Raw genomic sequence first — 21,578 nt, 5'->3', positions numbered from 1 at the left:
CAGCGATGCGCAGAGCACGTTATCGGTGGGTTCGTTGGGCGCGGAACGCACCATCACGAATGTCGCCGCAGGCCGCCTCTCCGCCAGCTCGACCGATGCGGTGAACGGTTCGCAACTCTTCGCGACGAACCGGGCCGTGGATCAGAACACCGCGGATATCAGCAATACGGTCAACTCGATCAACACGATCGTCGCCACGGGCACGAAGTACTTCCACGCGAACAGCAGCGGAGAGGATTCGACAGCCCTCGGTCTCGACTCGGTCGCCATCGGGCAGGGCGCGGTCGCGGCCAACGCAAACGACATCGCGCTCGGTGCGAACTCGACCACGGAGGCTGTCGTGAACACCGCCGGCGCGACGATCGGCGGCAAGGACTACACGTTCGCGGGCAGCGATGCGCAGAGCACGTTATCGGTGGGTTCGTTGGGCGCGGAACGCACCATCACGAATGTCGCCGCAGGCCGCCTCTCCGCCAGCTCGACCGATGCCGTGAACGGCTCGCAACTCTTCGCGACCAATCAGGCCGTCGACCAGAACACCGCCGACATCAGCAACACGGTCAACTCGATCAACACCATCGTCGCCACGGGCACGAAGTACTTCCATGCGAACAGCACCGGAGACGACTCGATGGCCACCGGTCTCGATGCCATCGCCATCGGTCAGGGCGCGGCGGCGACTCATGCCAACAGCATCGCGCTCGGTTCGAACTCGATCACGTCGGAGGCCGTCGCGACGGCGGGCATCGCCATCAACGGCATCAACTACGCGTTTGCCGGTTCGGCTCCGGTCGGCACGTTGAGCGTCGGCTCGGCGGGCGCTGAACGCACCATCACGAACGTCGCGGCCGGCCGCATCTCGGCCACCTCGACGGACGCCGTGAACGGTTCGCAGCTCCACGCGACCAATCAGGCGGTCAGCAGCCTGCAGACGGAAGTCTCGAACATCTCGACCGACGTCAACGCGCTCAACAACGCCTCCGTGAAATACGACACCCGCGCGGACGGCACGCCGGATACCAGCAGCATCACGCTGAGCGGCGGCGCCTACGACAGCTCGACACACACCGGAGGCACCGCCATCCACAACGTGGCATACGGCGTCAATGGCGGCGATGCCGTGAACGTGAGTCAGTTGAACGAGGTGATCGGCGCCGTGACCAACGTGGCGAACGCGGCCAACAACCCGTTCATGGCCGCCGAGGGCAATCGCGACACGGAAAGCGCCGCCGCAACCGGCACGCATTCGACCGCGATGGGCGCGCTTGCCAGCGCGAGCGGAGCACGTGCGACGGCGGTCGGCTCGGGCGCCCATGCGTCAGCGGCGAATTCGGTGGCGCTGGGCGCCAGATCGGTCGCGGACCGCGACAACACGGTGTCGGTCGGCGCTGCGGGTGAAGAGCGCCAGATCACGAACGTGGCGGCCGGCACCCAGGACACCGACGCCGTGAATCTGGGCCAGATGAATCAGAGCTTCTCGCAGGGCTTGAACCGGGCGAACGCCTATACGGATCAGAAGATCACCGCGCTCGGCAGCCAGGTGAGTTCCGTGGCGCGCGGCGCCTATGCCGGCGTGGCAGCGGCGACGGCTTTGTCGATGATTCCGGACGTCGATCCAGGCAAGACCATCGCGGTCGGCATCGGCACCGCCAATTACAAGGGCTATCAGGCAACTGCGCTGGGCGCTTCTGCGCGCGTAACAGCGAACGTCAAGCTGAAACTTGGCGCCGGCGTCAGTGCCGCAGGAACGGCGGTGGGCGGAGGCGCATCCTATCAGTGGTAATGCAAGGCTGGATTGCAGGCGGCCGGCGCATGCCGCCCGTCTGCAATTCACCAACCGATTTAATCCACTGTTTGAAGCCTGTTATTCAAACATCGCATTCACCAAAATCCTTTCAATTCCCCTTTTTGAAAATCGAGACCGATCAGGATACCGAGTAATACATCATTCTGAAAATCCGAATCGAAGGTTTTCAGGATAACCAGAAAAGTGGCCTGCGTACTTCGAATTCAATTTAATGAAATAGATTTGTGCATTATTTCAATCGAGTCCTGAGAAAATAGAAGGGAAGGACTAAATAGGACTTGAATCGCCTTCCTAACAATAAGTTGATTGTTGTAACATTGCGTGGATCTCGCACCTCACTAGTGCAAGCGCAATTCAGCGGAGTCGCTGTTCCGCTGCGCGGTCGCAATACAAATCAATATAGGGAAGCCCGACGTGCAAGCCACCGCACTCGCCACCTCACAATCTTTCGAAACTGCGTTGGAATGCTTTCGCTCGGGTGACCGTGTGCAGGCCGCTATCCAATGCAGAGGCATCCTGAGCGAAGCACCGCGGCATTGCGAAGCCAATCATCTTCTGGGAGTGCTTCATCTGCTGGATGGCGATCCGTCCAAAGCGGAATCGCTCATTCAGATCTCGCTTTCCATCACGCAAACCGCGGCGGGAGAATCCGATCTCGGGTTGGCGCTGAGAGCGCAAAAGCGTTATGAGGAAGCGATGAACGCGCAGCGTCGCGCACTGGTTATCCATCCCGATTTCGCCATCGCCCATTTCAATCTGGCGCGGCTGCACGAGGACCAGAATCAGCTGGAAGACGCAAAGACAGCGTTTCAGCGCGCGGTCGAACTCGATCCGAACTCGGCTGATTACCGCTTCAATTTCGGAAAACTGCTTTCCCGGCTCGGCAATAGCGCCGATGCGCTCGAGCAACTACGCCGTGCAATCGTGCTGCGTCCGAATTGGCCTGAAGCGCTCAATAGTCTGGGATCGGTACTGGCCGAACAAAGAATGTTCGACGATGCCGAATCTGCATTTCGTCACGCGCTGGAGATTCGGCCTGGCTTTGCACAGGCGCTGTGCAATCTCGGTTCCCTTTTCAAGGAGACGGGTCGAAAAGTGGAAGCCGAGCAGGCCTTGCGTCACGCATTGCGAGCCGATCCGCAATTCGCGGGTGCAAGCGAAATGCTTGCGCGGCTTTTGAATGAGCTCGGCCGTTCGAATGAGGCCATCGATACATTTCGCATGTCGCTGCAATTGTCGCCGAACAATGTCGGGACATTGAATGCACTCGGCAGTCTGCTGGCGGAAAAACGCCGTTTCGACGAAGCGGAAGCGCTGTTGCGTCGTGCAATCGAACTGAGCCCGCGTTTCGTGCTCGCGCTGATCAATCTCGCCAATATCCTCGCGGAAACGCGCCGCACCGAAGCCGCCGAGGCCGCGTACGGGCACGCGCTCGAAGTGGACCCGAATCATTGGGGCGCGCTTTTCAACTTCGGGGCTTTCCTTAAAAATCTCCGCAAGCTCGACGAGGCCGAAGTGCTCACGCGCCGGGTGCTCGAATTGCAGCCGCGTCTCGCTGCCGCGCACGTCGGGTTGGGCACTGTGTTGCTGGCGAAGAACTCGGGAAACATCGGGGAGGCGTTGAACTGCTTTCGCAGCGCCATCGAGATCGATCCCGACTGTCTGATTGCCCATTCCAATCTGGTCTACGCGCTCAGCTTCGTCAGCGAGGCGGGTTATGACGTGCTAGAAGAAGGCCGGCGCTTCGCCGCCCGGTTCGAAGCCCGGCTTGTCGCTGCGGCGGTGCCGTACCGGAATGATCCGGCTCCCGAACGGCGCTTGCGCATCGGCTACGTCTCACCGGACTTTCGCGACCATTGCCAGTCGCTGTTCATGTTGCCGCTGTTGCGTAATCACGATCATCGCGCGGTCGAAATCTTTTGTTATTCGAGCGTCGAAATCCGTGATCGCATCACCGACGAGATCGCGCATCTCGCGGATGCGTGGCGCGATGCCCACACGCTCGACGACGAACAACTCGCCCGGCAGATCAGGGACGATCGCATCGACATTCTGGTCGACCTGACCATGCACATGGCGGGCGGACGTCCCCAGCTCTTTGCGCGAAAGCCCGCGCCGGTTCAGGTGGCCTGGCTGGCTTATCCGGGGACGACGGGAAGCAGCGCAATCGAGTATCGACTGACCGATCCATGGCTCGATCCGGCCGATTCGAACCGGGATGATTGCTATAGCGAAACATCGATTCGCCTGCCCGATACGTTCTGGTGCTACGCGCCGCTTAATCTGTCGCACCATGTGAACACGCTTCCCGCAGACGACAAGGGACATATCACGTTCGGATGCCTGAACAATCCGTGCAAGCTCACTGACCGGACTTTTTCACTCTGGGCCGAGGCGATGCGGCGCATTCCTGGCTCGACGCTGATGCTTCTGCTTGCCTGGGGGCGCGCGCGGGAGGAGGTGGTGGCGAAGTTCGAAGCGGCGGGGGTCGAGGCATCGCGACTGTACTTCGTCGATTACCGTCCGCGCGAGCGTTATATGGACACGTATCTCGAGATCGACATCGTGCTCGATACGTTTCCATACAACGGCCACACCACGAGTCTCGACGCCCTGTGGATGGGCGTGCCGGTTCTCACGATGACCGGCCAGACGCCGGCAAGCCGCGCGGGACATGCGTTGCTGTCGAACCTGAGCATGCCGGAATGGATTGCGGATTCGGAAGAGAGCTTCATTGAAAAGGCAGTGGAGGCGGCCCAGGATCTGAGTCGCTTGCGCAAGCTCCGCTCTGAACTGAGAACGATGATGGAACGTTCTGCATTGATGGACGGTGCGCGCTTCGCACGAGGAATGGAGCGTGCGTTTCAACGTATGTGGCGCGAGCAAGGTGTGCTTCGTTTGCAACCGAATACTCCGTCGAAAATCGAGGTCAACACGATGTTGACCCATGACGTTTCCTGCTAAAACTTTTCGCTGCGAATAAAAGCGGAGACACCCGGGGAGAAAACACAGCGGCTTCAACGCCAAACAGATTATCTTAGGTAAATATTCGCATATAAATTTCGGATAACAAATCATATGGCGATTCAGGGGAATTGCCATATGTCGCATCCTGTTCGCTCAGTGACGCGACCGCCGCTTTGAACGCAACGCGCTTGCACGCACGCGGCCGACGATCTCACTCGTTCGGCGGCGCGGGCGAGCTATTGCCGAAAGCTTGATCCGAAAGCCAGAAGTCATTTGCAGAACGAGCGTTTTTATCGCTGGTTCGCAGTAACGGCTGTATTGGAGCCCACGTCATGAAACCTTGTGTTGCACGCAAGAAATGGTTTGTCTCGATGTCGCTTGCATTGGCCAGCATGCAATGCATGGCGCAAATGCCAGGCGATTCCGCGGCGCTCGAATCGCTCGAGAACGTCTGGGTTCAGGCCACCGCGAGCAGGGATATCGCGACGCTCGACCGGATTCTCGACCCTTCGTTCGTCGAGACGCTCAGCAACGGGCGCCGCCGGGACAAGGCCGAAGCATTGAGCGCAGCGCCGCCGCCTGTGGGATCCACGCAGCAATTGCAGGACATGAAGGTCAGGACCTACGGCGACACCGCAATCGTCACGGGGACCAACCGGTTCAGTCAGTCCGGTCAGCCGGCGGCGCTCCTGTTCTCTTTCACCGATGTGTTCGTGCGCCGCGACGGCGCGTGGCGAGCCGTCTCGTCGCACATGACGCTTCAAGGACGCGAGTGAATTCACGGGCGGCATCACCAGGGACGCCGGTTTCGGTCAGACCGGATTCCTGGACATCGCCGTCGATCCGCAACGCTGCAGTCGCTATAGGGGAGGGTGGGTGAAGCGCGATAGCAAGAGTGGGAGCTTGCGCAATCAGTGATGCCGAAAGCCGACATGGCGCGCCAGTGACCGCGGCGCATCGGCATGCATCGCTCGACGCATCAGGGGATTCCGGCAGGAAGCGCCTGGACATTGAAGAACCTCGCGTTGCGGATATGAAGTATCAGCAACATTATTGAAGACTTAGGCATACAAATGAATAAGACATATCGGACAGTGTGGAACGAGACCACCGGCACGTGGGTCGCGGTGGCGGAATCGGCAAAGGCACGGGGAAAGAAAGCGAGCAGCAAGATTGCAGCGGCCTATGCGGTCGTCCTGCTGGGAGGAGTGCTGTCGATGGCGGATACGGCCAATGCCGGTTCGGTCGATGGCGGGACGGCTATCGGCACCAACGGAGCGGTTGCAATTGGGGGAGCTGCAACGTCGAGTGGGACGGGTGCCATCGCCGTGGGCAATATGGGTGTGGAGACGCTCGATCACACACTTGCTTCCGGAGTGGAATCGTTGGCCGTGGGGGATGCGGCGACTGCATCTGGTGATGGGTCCACGGCAATAGGATCGCATGCGTCGGCAACGGGGGCGGGCTCGGCGGCGTTCGGGCTTCTGGCGACCGCATCTGGCCAGAGCTCCATCGCCATCGGACCGACTGCGGCGGCTTCAGCGGACAATTCGATAGTCATCGGAATTCAAGCGACCGCGTCTGGCGCGGGGTCAGCCGTCGCGATCGGCCCGAAAGCGACGGCGGCGGGGTTGAACACGGTTGCGATATCGAATACGGCTCAGGCGTTGACGCCTGCCGCGATAGCGATTGGCCAGGGATCCTATGCCAGCGGCGCCCCTGGAGGGAACGACACCGCTCTCGCAGTTGGCTCGCTGGCGACGGCGAACGGCGCCGATACAGTCGCATATGGCGTCAGCGCGGCGGCTTCGAGCTTCGCGGCAACCGCGTTGGGAGCAAGTTCAATCGCGTCGGGCCTCAGCTCAACGGCGCTCGGTGCTGGAGCGCAGGCGACCGGGGTTGTCTCGGTAGCCCTGGGGTCGACGGCCAGTGCCGGCGGGTTAGGTTCGCTCGCGCTGGGTTCGGGCGCAGTCGCGAACAATGCGAGGGACGTGGCGCTTGGCGCCGTTTCGACGACGGACGCAGTGGTCAACACCCCGAACGCGACGATCAGCGGCAATACCTACACGTTCGCGGGAACCAACGCGACGAGTACGGTTTCCGTCGGTTCAGCGGGTAACGAGCGCACGATCACGAATGTTGCAGCGGGCCGCTTGTCACCCACGTCGACGGACGCCGTCAATGGCTCGCAACTGAACGCATCGAATCAGGCGATCGATCAGAACTCCACCGACATCAGCAACGCGGTCAACTCCATCAACAGCATCAACACGACGGGTGCGAAGTATTTCCACGCCAACAGCACCGGCCCCGACTCGACCGCTGCGGGGGGCGACGCAGTTGCGATTGGCTCGGCGGCGCTGGCTTCAGGAGCGGAATCGTTGGCCGTGGGGAATGCGGCGACTGCATCTGGTGATGGGTCCACGGCAATGGGATCGCATGCGTCGGCAACGGGGGCGGGCTCGGCGGCGTTCGGACTTCTGGCGACCGCATCTGGCCAGAGCTCCATCGCCATCGGACCGACTGCGGCGGCTTCAGCGGACAATTCGATAGTCATCGGAATTCAAGCGACCGCGTCTGGCGCGGGGTCAGCCGTCGCGATCGGCCCGAAAGCGACGGCGGCGGGGTTGAACACGGTTGCGATATCGAATACGGCTCAGGCGTTGACGCCTGCCGCGATAGCGATTGGCCAGGGATCCTATGCCAGCGGCGCCCCTGGAGGGAACGACACCGCTCTCGCAGTTGGCTCGCTGGCGACGGCGAACGGCGCCGATACAGTCGCATATGGCGTCAGCGCGGCGGCTTCGAGCTTCGCGGCAACCGCGTTGGGAGCAAGTTCAATCGCGTCGGGCCTCAGCTCAACGGCGCTCGGTGCTGGAGCGCAGGCGACCGGGGTTGTCTCGGTAGCCCTGGGGTCGACGGCCAGTGCCGGCGGGTTAGGTTCGCTCGCGCTGGGTTCGGGCGCAGTCGCGAACAATGCGAGGGACGTGGCGCTTGGCGCCGTTTCGACGACGGACGCAGTGGTCAACACCCCGAACGCGACGATCAGCGGCAATACCTACACGTTCGCGGGAACCAACGCGACGAGTACGGTTTCCGTCGGTTCAGCGGGTAACGAGCGCACGATCACGAATGTTGCAGCGGGCCGCTTGTCACCCACGTCGACGGACGCCGTCAATGGCTCGCAACTGAACGCATCGAATCAGGCGATCGATCAGAACTCCACCGACATCAGCAACGCGGTCAACTCCATCAACAGCATTTCCGCCACGGGCACGAAATACTTTCACGCCAACAGCACGGGCGCGGATTCGACGGCGACGGGCCTCGATTCGGTCGCGATCGGTTCCGGCGCGGTGTCGGCGAACGCGAACGACGTCGCGCTGGGCTCGAAGTCGGTCTCGTCCAGCGCAGTGGCGACCCCCAGCATCGACATCAACGGAGTGAACTACGCGTTCGCTGGAACCGCGCCGGTTGGCACGGTGAGCGTCGGCTCAGCGGGCGCCGAGCGCACGATCACGAACGTTGCGGCCGGCCGTGTTTCGGCCACCTCGACGGACGCCGTGAACGGCTCGGAACTCTACGCCTCGAACCAGGCGATCGACCGGAACGCAACCGACATCAGTAACGCACTCAATTCGATAAACGGCCTCAACACAACCGGCTCGACGTACTTCCACGCCAACAGCACGGGAGCGGGCTCGACGGCGACGGGCGTCGACTCAGTGGCGATTGGTTCCGGGGCGGTGTCGGCGAACGCGAACGACGTCGCGCTGGGCTCGAAGTCGGTCTCGTCCAGCGCAGTGGCGACCCCCAGCATCGACATCAATGGAGTGAACTACGCGTTCGCTGGGACCGCGCCGGTCGGCACGGTGAGTGTCGGCTCGGCGGGTTACGAGCGCACGCTCACGAACGTTGCGGCCGGCCGTGTTTCGGCCACCTCGACGGACGCCGTGAACGGCTCGCAGCTCAATGCGACAAACCAGGCCGTGAGCAGCCTTCAGACCGAAGTGACGAACATCACGAACGCGGCGGGCAACCTGGGCAACTCGGTCGTGAAGTACGACGCTAACGCGAACGGCACGCCGAACCCGAGCAGCCTGACGCTTTCCGGTCCCGCCTACAACGCCGCGACGAACACGGGCGGCACGGCGGTTCATAACGTGGCCTACGGCCTCAACGCCAGCGATGCCGTCAATCTCGATCAATTGAACGAAGCCATCGGCAAGGTCGCGAACATCGCGCAGAACGCAAGCAGTCCGTTCATTGCAATCAACGGCGATCGGACGACGGAGGCTTCCGTCGCCACCGGCACGCACGCGGCCGCGATCGGACCTAGCGCCAGCGCGACCGGAGCGGGGGCCGTGGCGGTCGGCTTCGGCGCGACGGCGCAGGGGGGAAACTCGGCCGCGATCGGCGCCAACGCAACCGCACCGGCGGGGAACGCCGTCGCGCTCGGGGCCAACGCCGTGGCGGATCGAGACAATACGGTCTCAGTCGGCGCGGTGGGCAGCGAGCGTCAGATCACCAACGTCGCGGCCGGCACGCAAGGGACCGATGCGGTGAATCTGAACCAGCTGAACCAGAGCGTCGCGCAAGGCGTCAACCAGGCCAACGCGTACACGAACCAGCAATTCAACGTGCTGGGCGACCAGATCTCGGCAGTCGCACGCAGCGCCTATTCGGGCGTTGCCGCTGCCACGGCGCTGACGATGATCCCGGACGTCGATCAGGGCAAGACCATCGCAGTCGGCGTCGGTACGGCCAACTACAAGGGCTATCAAGCCGCAGCCCTTGGTGCCTCGGCACGCATTACGCAGAACATCAAGGTGAAGATCGGTGCGGGCGTGAGTTCGGCGGGCACGGCGGTGGGCGGGGGTGCGTCCTATCAGTGGTAACGCGCGGCCGGTCAGGCGGGCGGCGCGAGCCGCTCGCCTGACCGGCGTGACACGAATGAAAACTTCCAGGGTTCCAACTCAAATCATGAACATTCAACTTCTACTGGTAGGGCTGGTCGCGGCCGTTTTTGCAGGCTGCACGAGCTATTCCTCACCGATGACCAACACCGAACTGGTGACACTGAGCTCAGGCGAGCAAGCCTGGCGAGTCCAGTGTGAGGGGCTGTTCGGAAGCAGCGAAACATGCGCAAGGCACGCGCAGCAGATTTGCAAGGGCGAGAAGGTCCTCCTGGTCGAGTCCGTTGACGCCTTGTCGAGCGATGGCAAGGGGAAGAACGATCCGCGCGATCTGACCTTCATGTGCGACGATGCGGCCAGGCGGCCGGCTCCATTGCGCGAGCCCGTCGCCGCGGTCAGTCCCGTTCAGAAAACGAGCTTGACCGAACTGTCTGGCGCGAACTTCGACACAAACAGCGCGCAGCTCGACGCAAGCGCGCGAGCCAAGCTGGATGCTTTCATCGAGGCGAACCGGAATAACCGCGTCAAGCGCTTGAACATCGCGGGCTATACCGATTCGACGGGCACCCTGGCGGCCAATGAAAGTTTGTCGGAAGCGCGGGCGCGGTCGGTGCAGGGCTATCTGACGGCGCACGGCATGCGCGCCGAGGCCTACGACGTACGGGGGTTTGGCCCCATGTCGCCGGTGGCATCCAACGCGACCGCCGAAGGACGGGCGCAGAATCGACGCGTCGTGATCGAGGCGACCGGCGTCGAGGCTCACGCGGACTGAACATGATCGTGCAAGGCCGGGCATGCCTCACGCGCCGTGTCGCCAGGCATGCTCAGCAGACTTCGACACGCTGGGCCGCGAGCGTCTCGAGGTCATGGCGGAGCCGTTCGAACACCGGTTTCCACTCTGCGAACCGGTTTTGCCGATACAGCGTGGCAGTCGGATACCAGGGACTGTCCGGGCGATCGAGCAGCCAGACCCAATGCGGATTGACGTCGAGCAGCACCCACGTGCGCTGTCCCAGCGCGCCGCTCAGATGCGCCACCGACGTGCAGACCGAAATCACGAGATCGAGCGCGCCGATGAACGCCGCCGTGTCGTCAAAGCTCTTCAACTCGCCCGTATGATCGGCGATGTCGAACCCGGCGGAACGCGCGGCGGCGACGTCCGCGGCGGCATCGGGCTGCAATGAATAGAACGCGACGTTGTCGAGGTCGCGCAGATACGCTTCATGCCGTTCCAGTCCCACGCGACGAAACGGATTGCGCTGGTGCGTGCGGCTGCCGGTCCAGGTCAGCCCGACCTTCAGACGCGTTTCTCCCGCAAGGCGCGCGCGCCAGCCATCGACGGCTGCCGGATCGGCCTGCAAATAAGGCACCTGCGATGGAATCGTGTCCTCGCGGGTATCGAAGACGAACGGGAGCGTGACCATCGACACTTCATAGTCGAAGGGCGGCAACGACTCCAGCCCGCCGCCCAGGGTGAAGTCGTCGACGAAGCGGGCCAGCGTGCGACCGATCAACCAGGCCATCTGCGGAAAGGAGTTCCACACGAGCCGGCCGCCCTCGCGATGCACACGCTCGGCGAGCAGCGGCACGTAGCGGCAGAACTGAAGCAGATCGCCCATCCCTTGCTCGCCCCAGAGCAGCAGCGTCTTGCCCGCGAGCGGCTGGCCGGTCCATGCGGGCCCGGCGAACACCGGCCGTTTGCCGGCCAGTTCCTTCGAGCCGTCCCAGCGGGCCTCGTGTTCCGGCCATCCGGCGGCGTAGTTCCCGCGCAAGAGGTGCAGCATGCCCAGGTTCGAGCGATTCCCGGCGTTCTCGGGGGCGAGCTGCAGCGCCCGGGTGGCGTAGTGCTCGGCGTCGTCCCAGCGCTGGGCTTCGCGCAGCTTCTGTCCGTGATTGCTGACGACGACCGGATCGTCCGGCGCCAGCCTGACGGACTGTTCGCTCGCCGCGAGCGAGCCCGGGAGGTCGAAGCGCGCCAGACGTACTTTCGCGAGATTGACCCACAGGTTGGCATCGCGCGCATCGTGCGCGAGCGCGGCTTCGAGCAGCCGGGCCGCTTCCGACGACGCCGGATCCCGGTCGAGCAACGCGGCGGCGAGGTTGTTGCGCAGGCTGTGCAGGTCGGGATCGATGGCCAGTGCGTCGCGATACGGCGCAATCGCTTCGTCGTGGCGGTTCGCGAACTGCAGCGCCAGCCCCAGATTGAACTGCGTGAGCGCGCTGTGGGGCTCGAGTTGCGCGAGCGTGCGCGCGATGGCTTCCGCATCGGCGAGCCGTTGCTCCGCGGCCAGCCGCTGAAGCAGCCCGCCGACGGACGCGCCGTCGATGGGAAACAGGTGTCGCGCGGCGTCAAGCCAGGTGTCGCGGACGATGGATTCGTTCCGCTGTTGCGCGCTCAGCGCGTTGCGCAGGAAAGCCTGGAAGACTTCGACCGTGCTGGCTGGCGAATGGCGATTCGATGCAGTCATTGGGCTATGCAGGACGGTGGCCGCGCAGGGTTTCACTGCGTTCAGTGTAGATCGGGAGTTGCGTGGCGTGAGGCTGGCGAGACCGTTCGCCGGGTCGGGCGCGTCAGTGGAAGCGCGTCGGGTGAAATTATCCCGGACGTGGTGCGCGCTAAATGTCAAACACGGTCAAATAACGCAACAGTCAGGTGGGGTGTATCGCAAGGGCTGCGGGAAGGGGAAAGGGATGCGCACGACCAAAAAAAAGGCGTGCCGCAAAGGAAGCGCGGCACGCCCAGGCGAAATGCGAGGCTGTCTTTCACCAAAAATGCAAGACTGTCGGCCGAGCGCGTGCCGGGAGACTGGCGACAAGTGAGGCGGCTTGTCCAGAGGTCTCGAGTCCCACAGGCATTGATTATTATCTCGTCGAAGATAAATTTCACTCAGAATAAGGCTAAATTGCGGCCGAAGCTCAAACTTGTCGAAGCGCCCGATGTCCGCTTTTCCGGGAAAAATTTCTGATTTCGGAGCGAACATTGATTCGCCCTGTTATTAGCGATACCCTTACACCTTTAATGGTCGCCAGATCTCGGTTCAACGCGGGGACAATCGTTTCGTGAGGCGCGTCTGGGCTTTTTCCTGCTTGCTCGGCTTGAGCATCGTTCTCGTCGGGTGCGGCAAGGACGAGCCGCGCAGCCATTCCCAGGAACCGGTCGCGTCCGCTACCCCGGCGCCGGTTCAGCCGGCGGAAGCGGTTCGCCAGGCACAGCCAGTCGGGCCGAGCGGGCAAAGTGGGCCGGCCGCGTCAGGTCAGGACGGCCTGGCCACCGTCCGGATCGCTCAGTTGCCGAAGCAGGCGGCCACCACCCTGCGGCTCATCGAGGCGGGCGGGCCGTTCCCTTACGAGATGGACGGCGTCGTGTTCGGCAATCGCGAGCGTGTGCTTCCCCGGCATCCGCGTGGCTACTACCACGAATACACGGTTCCCACCCCGCGCGCGAGGGACCGCGGCGCGCGCCGCATCGTATGTGGCGGACCACGCAGGCAGATCGGCGAGTGCTTCTACACGGACGATCACTACACCAGTTTCAAACGCATTACGGATTAACCAGGGATTAACGGCATGAGCGACAGCATCTACGCGCACGATCACAGCGTCGCGAGTGATCTTTTCGCCACCGGCGATGGCAACCTGTTCCAGCGAGTATTGCGGCTACGCATGACAGAACACGACAACAGACCCGGCGACGAGACCAGTCCCGACGAGTCCCATGCGCCTCACCTGCATGAAGAAGATGCGGAAGCGATGTTCGCCACGGTGCGGCCGAACATCGTCCAGTCCATCCGCGCGTTTCGCGTGCAGGATCTGGCCGACGAGGCCAATCGCCTCGGCCAGCATTTTCTCTACGCGTACCTCGGCCAGGCACAGAGCAAGCAGGAAATACTGGAAACGATCGCCACGTCGTTCCTGTTTCCGAAGCACTTCGGCAAGAATTACGACGCACTCTATGATTCGCTGACCGAGCTCGTCCACAAGGCGGGTTCGCAGCCTGGGTTCGTGATCGTGCTGGAGCAGCTTCCCATCGCGCAGAAGTTCGACAAGGAAGGGCGCGAAGTGCTGCTCGATGTCTTCCGCGACGCCGCTGAATTCTGGGCCGAGCGCAAGGTGGCGTTCCGCGTCTTCTACTCCTTCGTGTAAGTCCGCTGCGGTTTCTGTCCGTCCTCAGCCAGTCAGCCCGATGAGCGCGCCGCGTTCATCGGGCTGATTGCTTATGTGGACGCAGCCCGCGCTTCACCAGCCGCCCCAGCGCGCCGCCAGCGCCGCGAGTACCGCGATCCCGGCCGTCTCGGTGCGCAGCACGCGCGGGCCGAGCCCGAGCGTTGCGAAGCCGGCATCGACAATCGTCTGCTCTTCCGCAGGTGAGAAGCCCGCTTCCGGGCCGATCAGCAGCGTAACCGCGCCATTCGGCGGTTCGACGGGCAGCGCAGCGAAGCTCACTTCGGCGCGCGGCGACAGCAGCAGGCGCAGTTCACCTTCGGTTGCGACGGGGAGATCGGCGAGCCAAACGTCGAGATCGCGCGGCGGAGCGACTTCCGGCACACGATTCCGGCCGCACTGCTCGCAGGCCGCGCGCGTCAGCGCCTGCCAGTGCGCCTGACGCCGCAGCGCCCGCTCGCCGGCGAGACGCACGACGCCGCGCTCGGCCGTCAGCGGCGCAATGCCCGCGACGCCTAGTTCCACGGCCTTCTCGATGAGCCAGTCCATCTTGTCGCCGCCCGCGATGCCTTGCGCAAGGATCACGCGATAGGGCGGTTCGGCTTCGCGGTCGCGATGTTCGTCGATGCGCGCGAGCGCCGCGCGCTTGGCGATATCGACCAGTTCGGCCCGATATTCGCCGCCGGCGCCGTCGAACAGGGTAATGACGTCGCCCGTCTGGAGGCGCAGCACGTGGACGTGGCGCACGACGGCGTCGGGGAGCGAGAAGGTTTGGCCCGGCGAGAGCGGGCCGTCGACATGAAAACGTGGCATGGAGGGTCGATCGCGGACCGGTGCGCCCGCGGATAGTGGAAATGCCTGGAGAGGCTCAGCCCAGATGGCGAGCAATGGCCCAGCGGTAGCCGTCCGGATCCTCGAATTGCGCGAAACGGTCGCCCCAGAACTGGTCCTGCGGCTCGATCAGCGGCTTCGCGCCGACGGCGAGCGCCAGCTGAAAGGTGGCGTCGACGTCGTCCACATACAGATAGAACGACTGCGGCGCCATGTGTCCCGCGGTCTTCGGCGTGCGCGCCTGCGAACCGTACGCGCCCTCGGGCGCGAACATCACGATCAACTGCCCGCGATACATCATCTCCACGTGGATGATCGTGCCGTCGTCGTTCACGCTGTCGCGCACGGTGAAGCCCAGCGCCTTTTCATAGAACGCGATGCTCACGCGCGCGTCGCGCACCGTGAGATACGGAGTCAGCCAGGGCACGTCGGCCGGGCGAGGGTCGGTCATCGGAAACACTCCTTGAAGCCTTGCTGCTGCGGGTGGTAAGACATTCTGCCATGAAGCCGTACGATCAATCGGCCGCGGGAAACCGGGCGACGACGGGCAGTCATGCGCCGCGCCGGACGGATTTCGCCTGATGAACGTCCGTTGCGTGCGCGCCGGAGCGTGTAATGTCGCGGGGTCTTTACCCGTGCGTGGTGACGACGACGCTCAGGAACGCAACGCGCGGACCGTGTTTTGCATGGAACATGCCCGCGGCCGCACAAGCGGGTTCGCGCCGGGTCCGCGGCTCCCATGGCCGCTCGGCGGACGGACCGGTCTGTTAGAATGACGGCCTCCCGATCCTCGTCGTTTCTCGTCGTTCCGGTCCTGAAAACGTTGTGTGCCGCGGGTCCGGCGCGAGTGAGACATCCAGCCAGAGAAGCACTGCGGATCTTTCCAGGACCTGCCCAGACTCGACATGACGACCCCGACTTCCAGCCAGACCGCCCCTGTGGCCAAAAACATGGCCAACGCAATCCGCGCGCTCGCCATGGACGCCGTTCAACAAGCCAATTCCGGCCACCCCGGCATGCCGATGGGCATGGCCGAAATCGGCGTCGCGCTGTGGTCGCGCCATCTGAAGCACAATCCGGTGAATCCGCACTGGTTCGACCGCGACCGTTTCGTGCTCTCGAACGGTCACGGCTCGATGCTGCTGTACTCGCTCCTGCACCTCACCGGCTACGACCTGCCGCTCGCCGAACTGAAGAATTTCCGCCAGTTGCATTCGAAGACGCCGGGCCACCCCGAAGTGGGCATGACGCCGGGCGTCGAGACGACCACCGGCCCGCTCGGCCAGGGCGTCGGCAACGCGGTCGGCATGGCGCTGGCCGAGGCGCTGCTCGCCGCCGAGTTCAACAAGGCGGACGCGAAGATCGTCGATCACCACACCTACGTCTTCCTCGGCGACGGCTGCCTGATGGAAGGCATTTCGCACGAAGCCTGCTCGCTGGCCGGAACGCTGAAGCTGAACAAGCTGATCGCGCTGTACGACGACAACGGCATTTCCATCGACGGCCACGTCGAGCACTGGTTCCACGACGACACCCCGAAGCGCTTCGAGTCCTACGGCTGGAACGTGATCCGCGCGGTGGACGGTCATGACGTCGATGCCGTCGACGCCGCCATCGCGGCCGCGAAGAAGTCGGACAAGCCCACGCTGATCTGCTGCCGCACGGTGATCGGCAAGGGCGCGCCGACCAAGGCGGGCGGCCACGACGCACACGGCGCGCCGCTCGGCGACAAGGAAATCGCGGCGACGCGCGCGGCCATCGGCTGGAACTACGGTCCGTTCGAGATCCCGCAGGACGTGTATGCCGCGTGGGACGCGAAGGAGCAGGGCAAGCACGCGGAAACCGAATGGAACAAGGCGTTCGACGCCTACCGCGCGAAGTACGCCGCCGAAGCCGCCGAGTTCACGCGTCGCATGAGCGGCGAACTGCCGGCCAACTGGGCGGAAGCCGCGGCGAAGATCATCGAGGACGCGAACCAGAAGGGCGAGACCATTGCAACCCGCAAGGCCTCGCAGAACACCATCGAAGGTCTCGCGGCCGCGCTGCCGGAACTGCTCGGCGGCTCCGCCGACCTGACCGGCTCGAACCTCACCAACTGGAAGGCCTCGAAGGCGGTCCGCGCGGCGGGCGATCAGGAGAACGCCAACCCGGATCACGCGGGCATCCAATGGGGCAACCACATCAACTACGGCGTGCGCGAGTTCGGCATGAGCGCGGCCATCAACGGCATCGCGCTGCATGGCGGCTATCGTCCGTTCGGCGGCACCTTCCTGACGTTCTCGGACTACAGCCGCAACGCGCTGCGCGTCGCCGCGCTGATGAAGTCGCGTTCCATCTTCGTGTTCACGCATGACTCCATCGGCCTCGGCGAAGACGGCCCGACGCACCAGTCCGTCGAACACGTCTCCAGCCTGCGCCTGATTCCGAACCTGCAGACCTGGCGTCCGGCGGACACCGTCGAGACGGCGGTTGCGTGGACGCATGCCATCGCGCATCACGGTCCGTCGACGCTGATCTTCAGCCGCCAGAACCTGCAGTATTCGCCGCGCAACGACATCCAGATCGCGAACATCGCGAAGGGCGGCTACGTGCTGCGCGACTGGAACGACGACATCCCCGCGCGCAAGATCATCCTCATGGCCACCGGCTCGGAAGTGCAGCTCGCCATGGAAGCGGTCGAGGCGCTGGCGAAGGAAGGCATCGGCGCGCGCGTCGTGTCCATGCCCTGCACGAACGTCTTCGACAAGCAGGACGCCGAGTATCGCGAACGCGTGTTGCCGAAGGGCGTGGCGCGCGTGGCGATCGAAGCGGGCGTGACGGATTTCTGGCGCAAGTACGTGGGCCTGGAAGGCGGCGTGGTCGGCATCGACACGTTCGGCGAATCGGCCCCGGCCGGCGCGCTGTTCAAGCACTTCGGCTTCACGGTGGAGAACGTCGTCAAGACGGCGAAGGACGTGCTCGCGGCGTGAACGCGCGTGCTTCCACCAGCGGACAAGGTTTTTTTACCATCAGGAGATAGACCATGACGATTCGCGTTGCAATCAACGGCTACGGCCGCATCGGCCGCAACACGCTGCGCGCGTTCTACGAGAACGGCAAGAAGCATGACATCGAGATCGTCGCGATCAACGATCTGGGCGATGCGAAGACCAACGCCCACCTGACGCAATACGACACGGCGCACGGCAAGTTCCCGGGCGAAGTCTCGGTGGACGGCGACTACCTCGTCGTCAACGGCGACAAGATCCGCGTGCTGGCCAACCGCAACCCGGCCGAACTGCCGTGGGGCGAGCTGAAGGTCGACGTGGTGTTCGAGTGCACGGGCTTCTTCACGACGAAGGAAAAGGCCAGCGCGCACATCAAGGGCGGCGCGAAGAAGGTCATCATCTCGGCGCCGGGCGGCAAGGACGTCGACGCGACCATCGTGTACGGCGTCAACCACAATGTGCTGAAGGCATCGGACACGGTCATCTCGAACGCGTCGTGCACGACCAACTGCCTCGCGCCGCTCGTCAAGCCGCTGAACGACAAGATTGGCCTGGTGAACGGCCTGATGACCACGATCCACGCCTACACGAACGACCAGGTTCTGACGGACGTGTATCACGAAGACCTGCGCCGCGCGCGCTCGGCCACGCACAGCCAGATCCCGACGAAGACGGGCGCGGCTTCGGCGGTCGGCCTCGTGCTGCCGGAACTGAACGGCAAGCTGGACGGCTATGCCATCCGCGTCCCGACGATCAACGTCTCGGTGGTGGATCTGTCGTTCATCGCTGCGCGCGACACGACGGTGGAAGAAGTCAACAAGATCATGAAGGACGCGGCGGAAGGTGAGCTGAAGGGCATTCTCGGCTACAACGACGCACCGCTGGTCTCGATCGACTTCAACCACAACCCGGCTTCGTCGAGCTTCGATGCGACGCTCACGAAGGTGTCGGGCCGTCTCGTGAAGGTGTCGAGCTGGTATGACAACGAGTGGGGCTTCTCGAACCGCATGCTGGACACGGCCGTGGCGCTCGCCAACGCCAAGTAAGCTGCACTGCGTTTCAGTCTCAGTTTCAGCTTCAGGCATGCAAAAGCCGCTCCTCGGAGCGGCTTTTTTTCGACTGCGTGTTGCGTGTTGCGTGGGTTCAGCCGAGCTTTTCGCGCAGGAAAGAGATGACATAGGGCGTGGCCGCTGCCGCGACCGTCGATGCCGTGCCCGGGTCCATGCCCATGCGCGCCGCAATCGATTCGGCGATGCGTCCTGTCAGCACGCCTTCACCGCCTTCCTCCATCGACTTGAAGAAGCCGTCGCCGCGCACCAGTCCCGACGCAAACGCCGCGAAGAAGCTCTTGCCGGGATGATCGCCCAGCAGGCCTTCGTGCTGCTCCTCCACGTGGGCATGGGCCGTTTCAGCCGCCGTGCCGAGAATCTGCTGGCTGTCTTCCGTGCTGAAGCCCTGGTCGGCGAGCGCCTGGGTGGCTTGTGCGCCGTGTTCCGACGCGAGAAATTCTGAAGCGAGTTGTTGCATGTCCATCGACGCTGCTCCCGTTGGTATTCAGTCAATTGCAGGGCAGCGCAAGCGCATGGAAAACTTTGGCGCGTGCGGCCCTTGCTGAGACCGCGAAGCGCCGGAGAAGTGCCGGCGCGCTATCGTTTCGGCACCGGAAAATGCACGCCCGCCCGCTGCGCCGCATTGACGATATGTCCTTCGATCGCCTCGCCGGCCGCTTCGCCGTCGCGTGCCTTGAGCGCTTCGATGATCGCCGCGTGTTCGTGGTACGTGGACAGCACCAGTTCCCGCCGATAGAAGGGCAGGCGCTGGCTCTCCTTCATGATGTCGGCGCTGCCGCGCAGGATCGATTCGATGGCCGCGTTGCCCGCGAGACTCACGATGCGCATATGGAACGCGAAGTCCAGCTGCGCGGCTTCTTCCAGCGCCGCTTCCGTCAGCGCGCCATGCAGGGACGCGAGGTTGTCGTCGAGCCAGTCGACGTCCGCATCGCCGATGGAATGCGCCGCCAGACGCGCGACAAAGCCTTCCAGCGCGAAACGCATCTGATAGGTGTCCGGCAGCGACGCCTGATCCGCGAAACGCCACGGATGCGCATTGCTCGCCTGCGTGCTGCTGACATACACGCCCTTGCCGGGGCGAATATGCAGCATGCCGAGCGCTTCGAGCGTGGAGAGCGCTTCGCGCAGCGAGGCCCGGCTGATCGCCAGTTCTTCCGATAACTGCCGCTGCGCCGGCAGCAGACTGCCTACCGGATACACGCTCGATTCGATGCGCTCGCGGATGGTCGCGATGGCCGCGTCGGTGACGGTGTGCGGAACGTTTTTCATGGGGAAGTGGGTGCTTTGGCCGGTCTGACCGCCATTGTATGCGCCTCCCGCCGGCGCGTGTGAACGACCGTTCGTCGACCTTTCCATGGCCATTTCCGTGCCGCTTCTTCACAGGGTAAACCGTTATCAATGCTTCCTTGACGCCGCTATATCGGCTTTCTAATATTCTCCATCACAGCACTGGTCCGACCAGTCGGAACAGTTGCTCCGGAGGTGAGACATTACACGAGGAGATGGTCGTGTCGAGATTTCTGAATTCGCTGTTCGGCAGGGTGATGATCGCGCTGGTCATCGGTATCGTGATCGGCGCGCTGTTTCCGCATTTCGGCCAGTCGCTGCGGCCGCTGGGCGACGGCTTCCTGAAGCTGATCAAGATGGTCATCGGGCCGATCGTGTTCTGTGTCGTGGTAAGCGGCATGGCAAGCGCAGGCGATCTAAAGAAGGTCGGGCGCGTCGGGCTGAAGGCGGTGGTCTACTTCGAGATCATGACCACGCTGGCGCTGGTGATCGGCGCGATTCTCGCGTGGATCACGCGGCCGGGCGTCGGCATGAACATCGACCTGCATACGCTCGATGCTTCCGCGCTCTCCACCTACACCGAGCACGCGAAGAGTCTCAAGGACACGGCGGGCTTCCTGCTGAAGATCATTCCCGACACCGCCGTCGACGCCTTCGCGAAAGGCGACATCCTGCAAGTGCTGGTGTTCGCGGTCCTGTTCGGCTCGGCCCTCTCGATGCTCGGCAACAAGGCGCAGCGCGTGACGGTGTTCATCGACGAACTCTCGTCCGTGTTCTTCCGCATCATGGCGTTCATCATCAAGCTCGCGCCGCTCGGCGTGCTCGGCGCGATCGCGTTCACGACCGGTCAGTACGGCGTCGCGTCGCTCAAGCAACTGGGACTGCTGGTGATGGTGTTCTATGCCAGCTGTTTCCTGTTCGTGTTCGTGGTGCTCGCGGTGGTGATGCGGCTCGCGGGCTTCTCCATCTTCAAGCTCGTGCGCTATCTGCGTGAGGAACTGTCGATCGTGCTCGGCACGGCGTCCTCGGATGCGGTGCTGCCGCAGATCATGCGCAAGCTCGAATGGATGGGCGTGAAGGATTCCACGGTCGGTCTGGTGATCCCGACCGGTTACTCGTTCAACCTCGATGGCTTCTCGATCTACCTGACGCTCGCGGTCATCTTCATTGCGCAGGCCACCAACACGCCGCTGTCGCTGCACGATCTGATCGTGGTCGTGCTGGTCTCGCTGGTGACGTCAAAGGGCGCGCACGGCATTCCGGGCTCGGCCATCGTGATTCTCGCGGCGACGCTCTCCGCCATTCCCGCGATCCCCGTGCTCGGGCTCGTGCTGATCCTGCCGGTGGACTGGTTCGTCGGCATTGCGCGGGCGGTGACGAACCTGATCGGCAACTGCGTCGCGACCGTGGTCGTCGCGGTGTGGGAAAACGACATCGACCGGGTGCGTGCGAAGCGCGTACTCGACCAGGACGCCGACTATCGCTTCGTGCCCGCCGCGCCGGACGCGGCGCACGGCAACGAACCCGCTCATGCAGTCTGAACATTCACGCA

Annotated in this window: 14 protein-coding genes and 2 pseudogenes; 11 read left to right on the top strand and 5 right to left on the bottom strand. The window is 63.4% G+C overall.

The annotated features are described in order from the left end of the window. The 5 genes from QCE62_RS12820 to QCE62_RS12800 form a co-directional block, all read left to right on the top strand. Positions 1-1,783: YadA-like family protein (locus QCE62_RS12820; RefSeq protein WP_309918436.1), on the top strand; the 1,783-nt coding region annotated here is incomplete at its 5' end. A gap of 438 nt (positions 1,784-2,221) precedes the next feature. After that, positions 2,222-4,771 (top strand): tetratricopeptide repeat protein, encoded by a 2,550-nt coding sequence (locus QCE62_RS12815; RefSeq protein WP_309918433.1) that lies wholly within the window; start codon positions 2,222-2,224, stop codon positions 4,769-4,771. Between the two features lie 413 nt (positions 4,772-5,184). Next, positions 5,185-5,550: a nuclear transport factor 2 family protein gene (locus tag QCE62_RS12810; protein WP_309918431.1), complete on the top strand. Its 366-nt coding sequence runs from the start codon at positions 5,185-5,187 to the stop codon at positions 5,548-5,550. 297 nt (positions 5,551-5,847) lie between these two features. Beyond that, the gene (locus QCE62_RS12805; protein ID WP_309918429.1) at positions 5,848-9,672 is read left to right on the top strand and encodes a YadA-like family protein; all 3,825 of its coding nucleotides are present in this window, start codon (positions 5,848-5,850) and stop codon (positions 9,670-9,672) included. Between the two features lie 85 nt (positions 9,673-9,757). Beyond that, entirely contained in the window at positions 9,758-10,462 is a 705-nt protein-coding gene (locus QCE62_RS12800; protein ID WP_309918425.1) for an OmpA family protein, read from the top strand. A 52-nt stretch (positions 10,463-10,514) separates the two neighbouring features. On the opposite strand, the gene QCE62_RS12795 is transcribed toward QCE62_RS12800, so the two are convergent. Further along, complete coding sequence (locus QCE62_RS12795; protein WP_309918422.1) at positions 10,515-12,158, bottom strand: tetratricopeptide repeat protein; 1,644 nt, start codon at positions 12,156-12,158, stop codon at positions 10,515-10,517. A 592-nt stretch (positions 12,159-12,750) separates the two neighbouring features. On the opposite strand from QCE62_RS12795, the gene QCE62_RS12790 reads away from it, so the two are divergent. The 3 genes and pseudogenes from QCE62_RS12790 to QCE62_RS12785 all read left to right on the top strand — a co-directional run. Beyond that, positions 12,751-13,242, top strand: coding sequence for a ribonuclease (locus QCE62_RS12790; RefSeq protein WP_309918419.1), 492 nt, complete (start codon positions 12,751-12,753; stop codon positions 13,240-13,242). A 15-nt stretch (positions 13,243-13,257) separates the two neighbouring features. After that, positions 13,258-13,366: pseudogene (locus QCE62_RS35275) on the top strand (barnase inhibitor); the annotation flags it as partial. 74 nt (positions 13,367-13,440) lie between these two features. Beyond that, positions 13,441-13,833 (top strand): annotated as a pseudogene (locus QCE62_RS12785) (barstar family protein); the annotation flags it as partial. Between the two features lie 93 nt (positions 13,834-13,926). Here the strand turns inward: QCE62_RS12785 and QCE62_RS12780 are convergent. After that, the gene (locus QCE62_RS12780; RefSeq protein ID WP_309918413.1) at positions 13,927-14,664 is read right to left on the bottom strand and encodes a 16S rRNA (uracil(1498)-N(3))-methyltransferase; all 738 of its coding nucleotides are present in this window, start codon (positions 14,662-14,664) and stop codon (positions 13,927-13,929) included. Between the two features lie 55 nt (positions 14,665-14,719). After that, entirely contained in the window at positions 14,720-15,133 is a 414-nt protein-coding gene (locus tag QCE62_RS12775; RefSeq protein WP_309809771.1) for a VOC family protein, read from the bottom strand. A gap of 499 nt (positions 15,134-15,632) precedes the next feature. Here QCE62_RS12775 and tkt point away from each other — a divergent pair, with 499 nt between their 5' ends. Further along, positions 15,633-17,651, top strand: a complete 2,019-nt coding sequence (tkt, locus tag QCE62_RS12770) for a transketolase (RefSeq protein ID WP_404987316.1) — start codon at positions 15,633-15,635, stop codon at positions 17,649-17,651. A 53-nt stretch (positions 17,652-17,704) separates the two neighbouring features. Next, entirely contained in the window at positions 17,705-18,715 is a 1,011-nt protein-coding gene (gene gap, locus QCE62_RS12765; protein ID WP_309833325.1) for a type I glyceraldehyde-3-phosphate dehydrogenase, read from the top strand. A 97-nt stretch (positions 18,716-18,812) separates the two neighbouring features. Here gap and QCE62_RS12760 read toward each other — a convergent pair whose 3' ends face one another. Together QCE62_RS12760 and QCE62_RS12755 are read right to left on the bottom strand one after the other, a co-directional pair. Next, a complete protein-coding gene (locus QCE62_RS12760) occupies positions 18,813-19,202 on the bottom strand; it encodes a hypothetical protein (RefSeq protein ID WP_309918407.1) in 390 nt (129 codons plus the stop codon). Between the two features lie 113 nt (positions 19,203-19,315). Further along, positions 19,316-20,008, bottom strand: a complete 693-nt coding sequence (locus tag QCE62_RS12755) for an FCD domain-containing protein (RefSeq protein WP_309918404.1) — start codon at positions 20,006-20,008, stop codon at positions 19,316-19,318. 239 nt (positions 20,009-20,247) lie between these two features. Between QCE62_RS12755 and QCE62_RS12750 the strand changes: the two genes are divergently transcribed. Then, complete coding sequence (locus tag QCE62_RS12750; protein ID WP_309918401.1) at positions 20,248-21,567, top strand: C4-dicarboxylate transporter DctA; 1,320 nt, start codon at positions 20,248-20,250, stop codon at positions 21,565-21,567. Positions 21,568-21,578: the final 11 nt, after the last annotated feature.

The organism is Caballeronia sp. LZ033 (assembly GCF_031451265.1).
Classification (GTDB): domain Bacteria; phylum Pseudomonadota; class Gammaproteobacteria; order Burkholderiales; family Burkholderiaceae; genus Caballeronia.
This window is presented reverse-complemented; position numbering and strand designations above follow the sequence as displayed.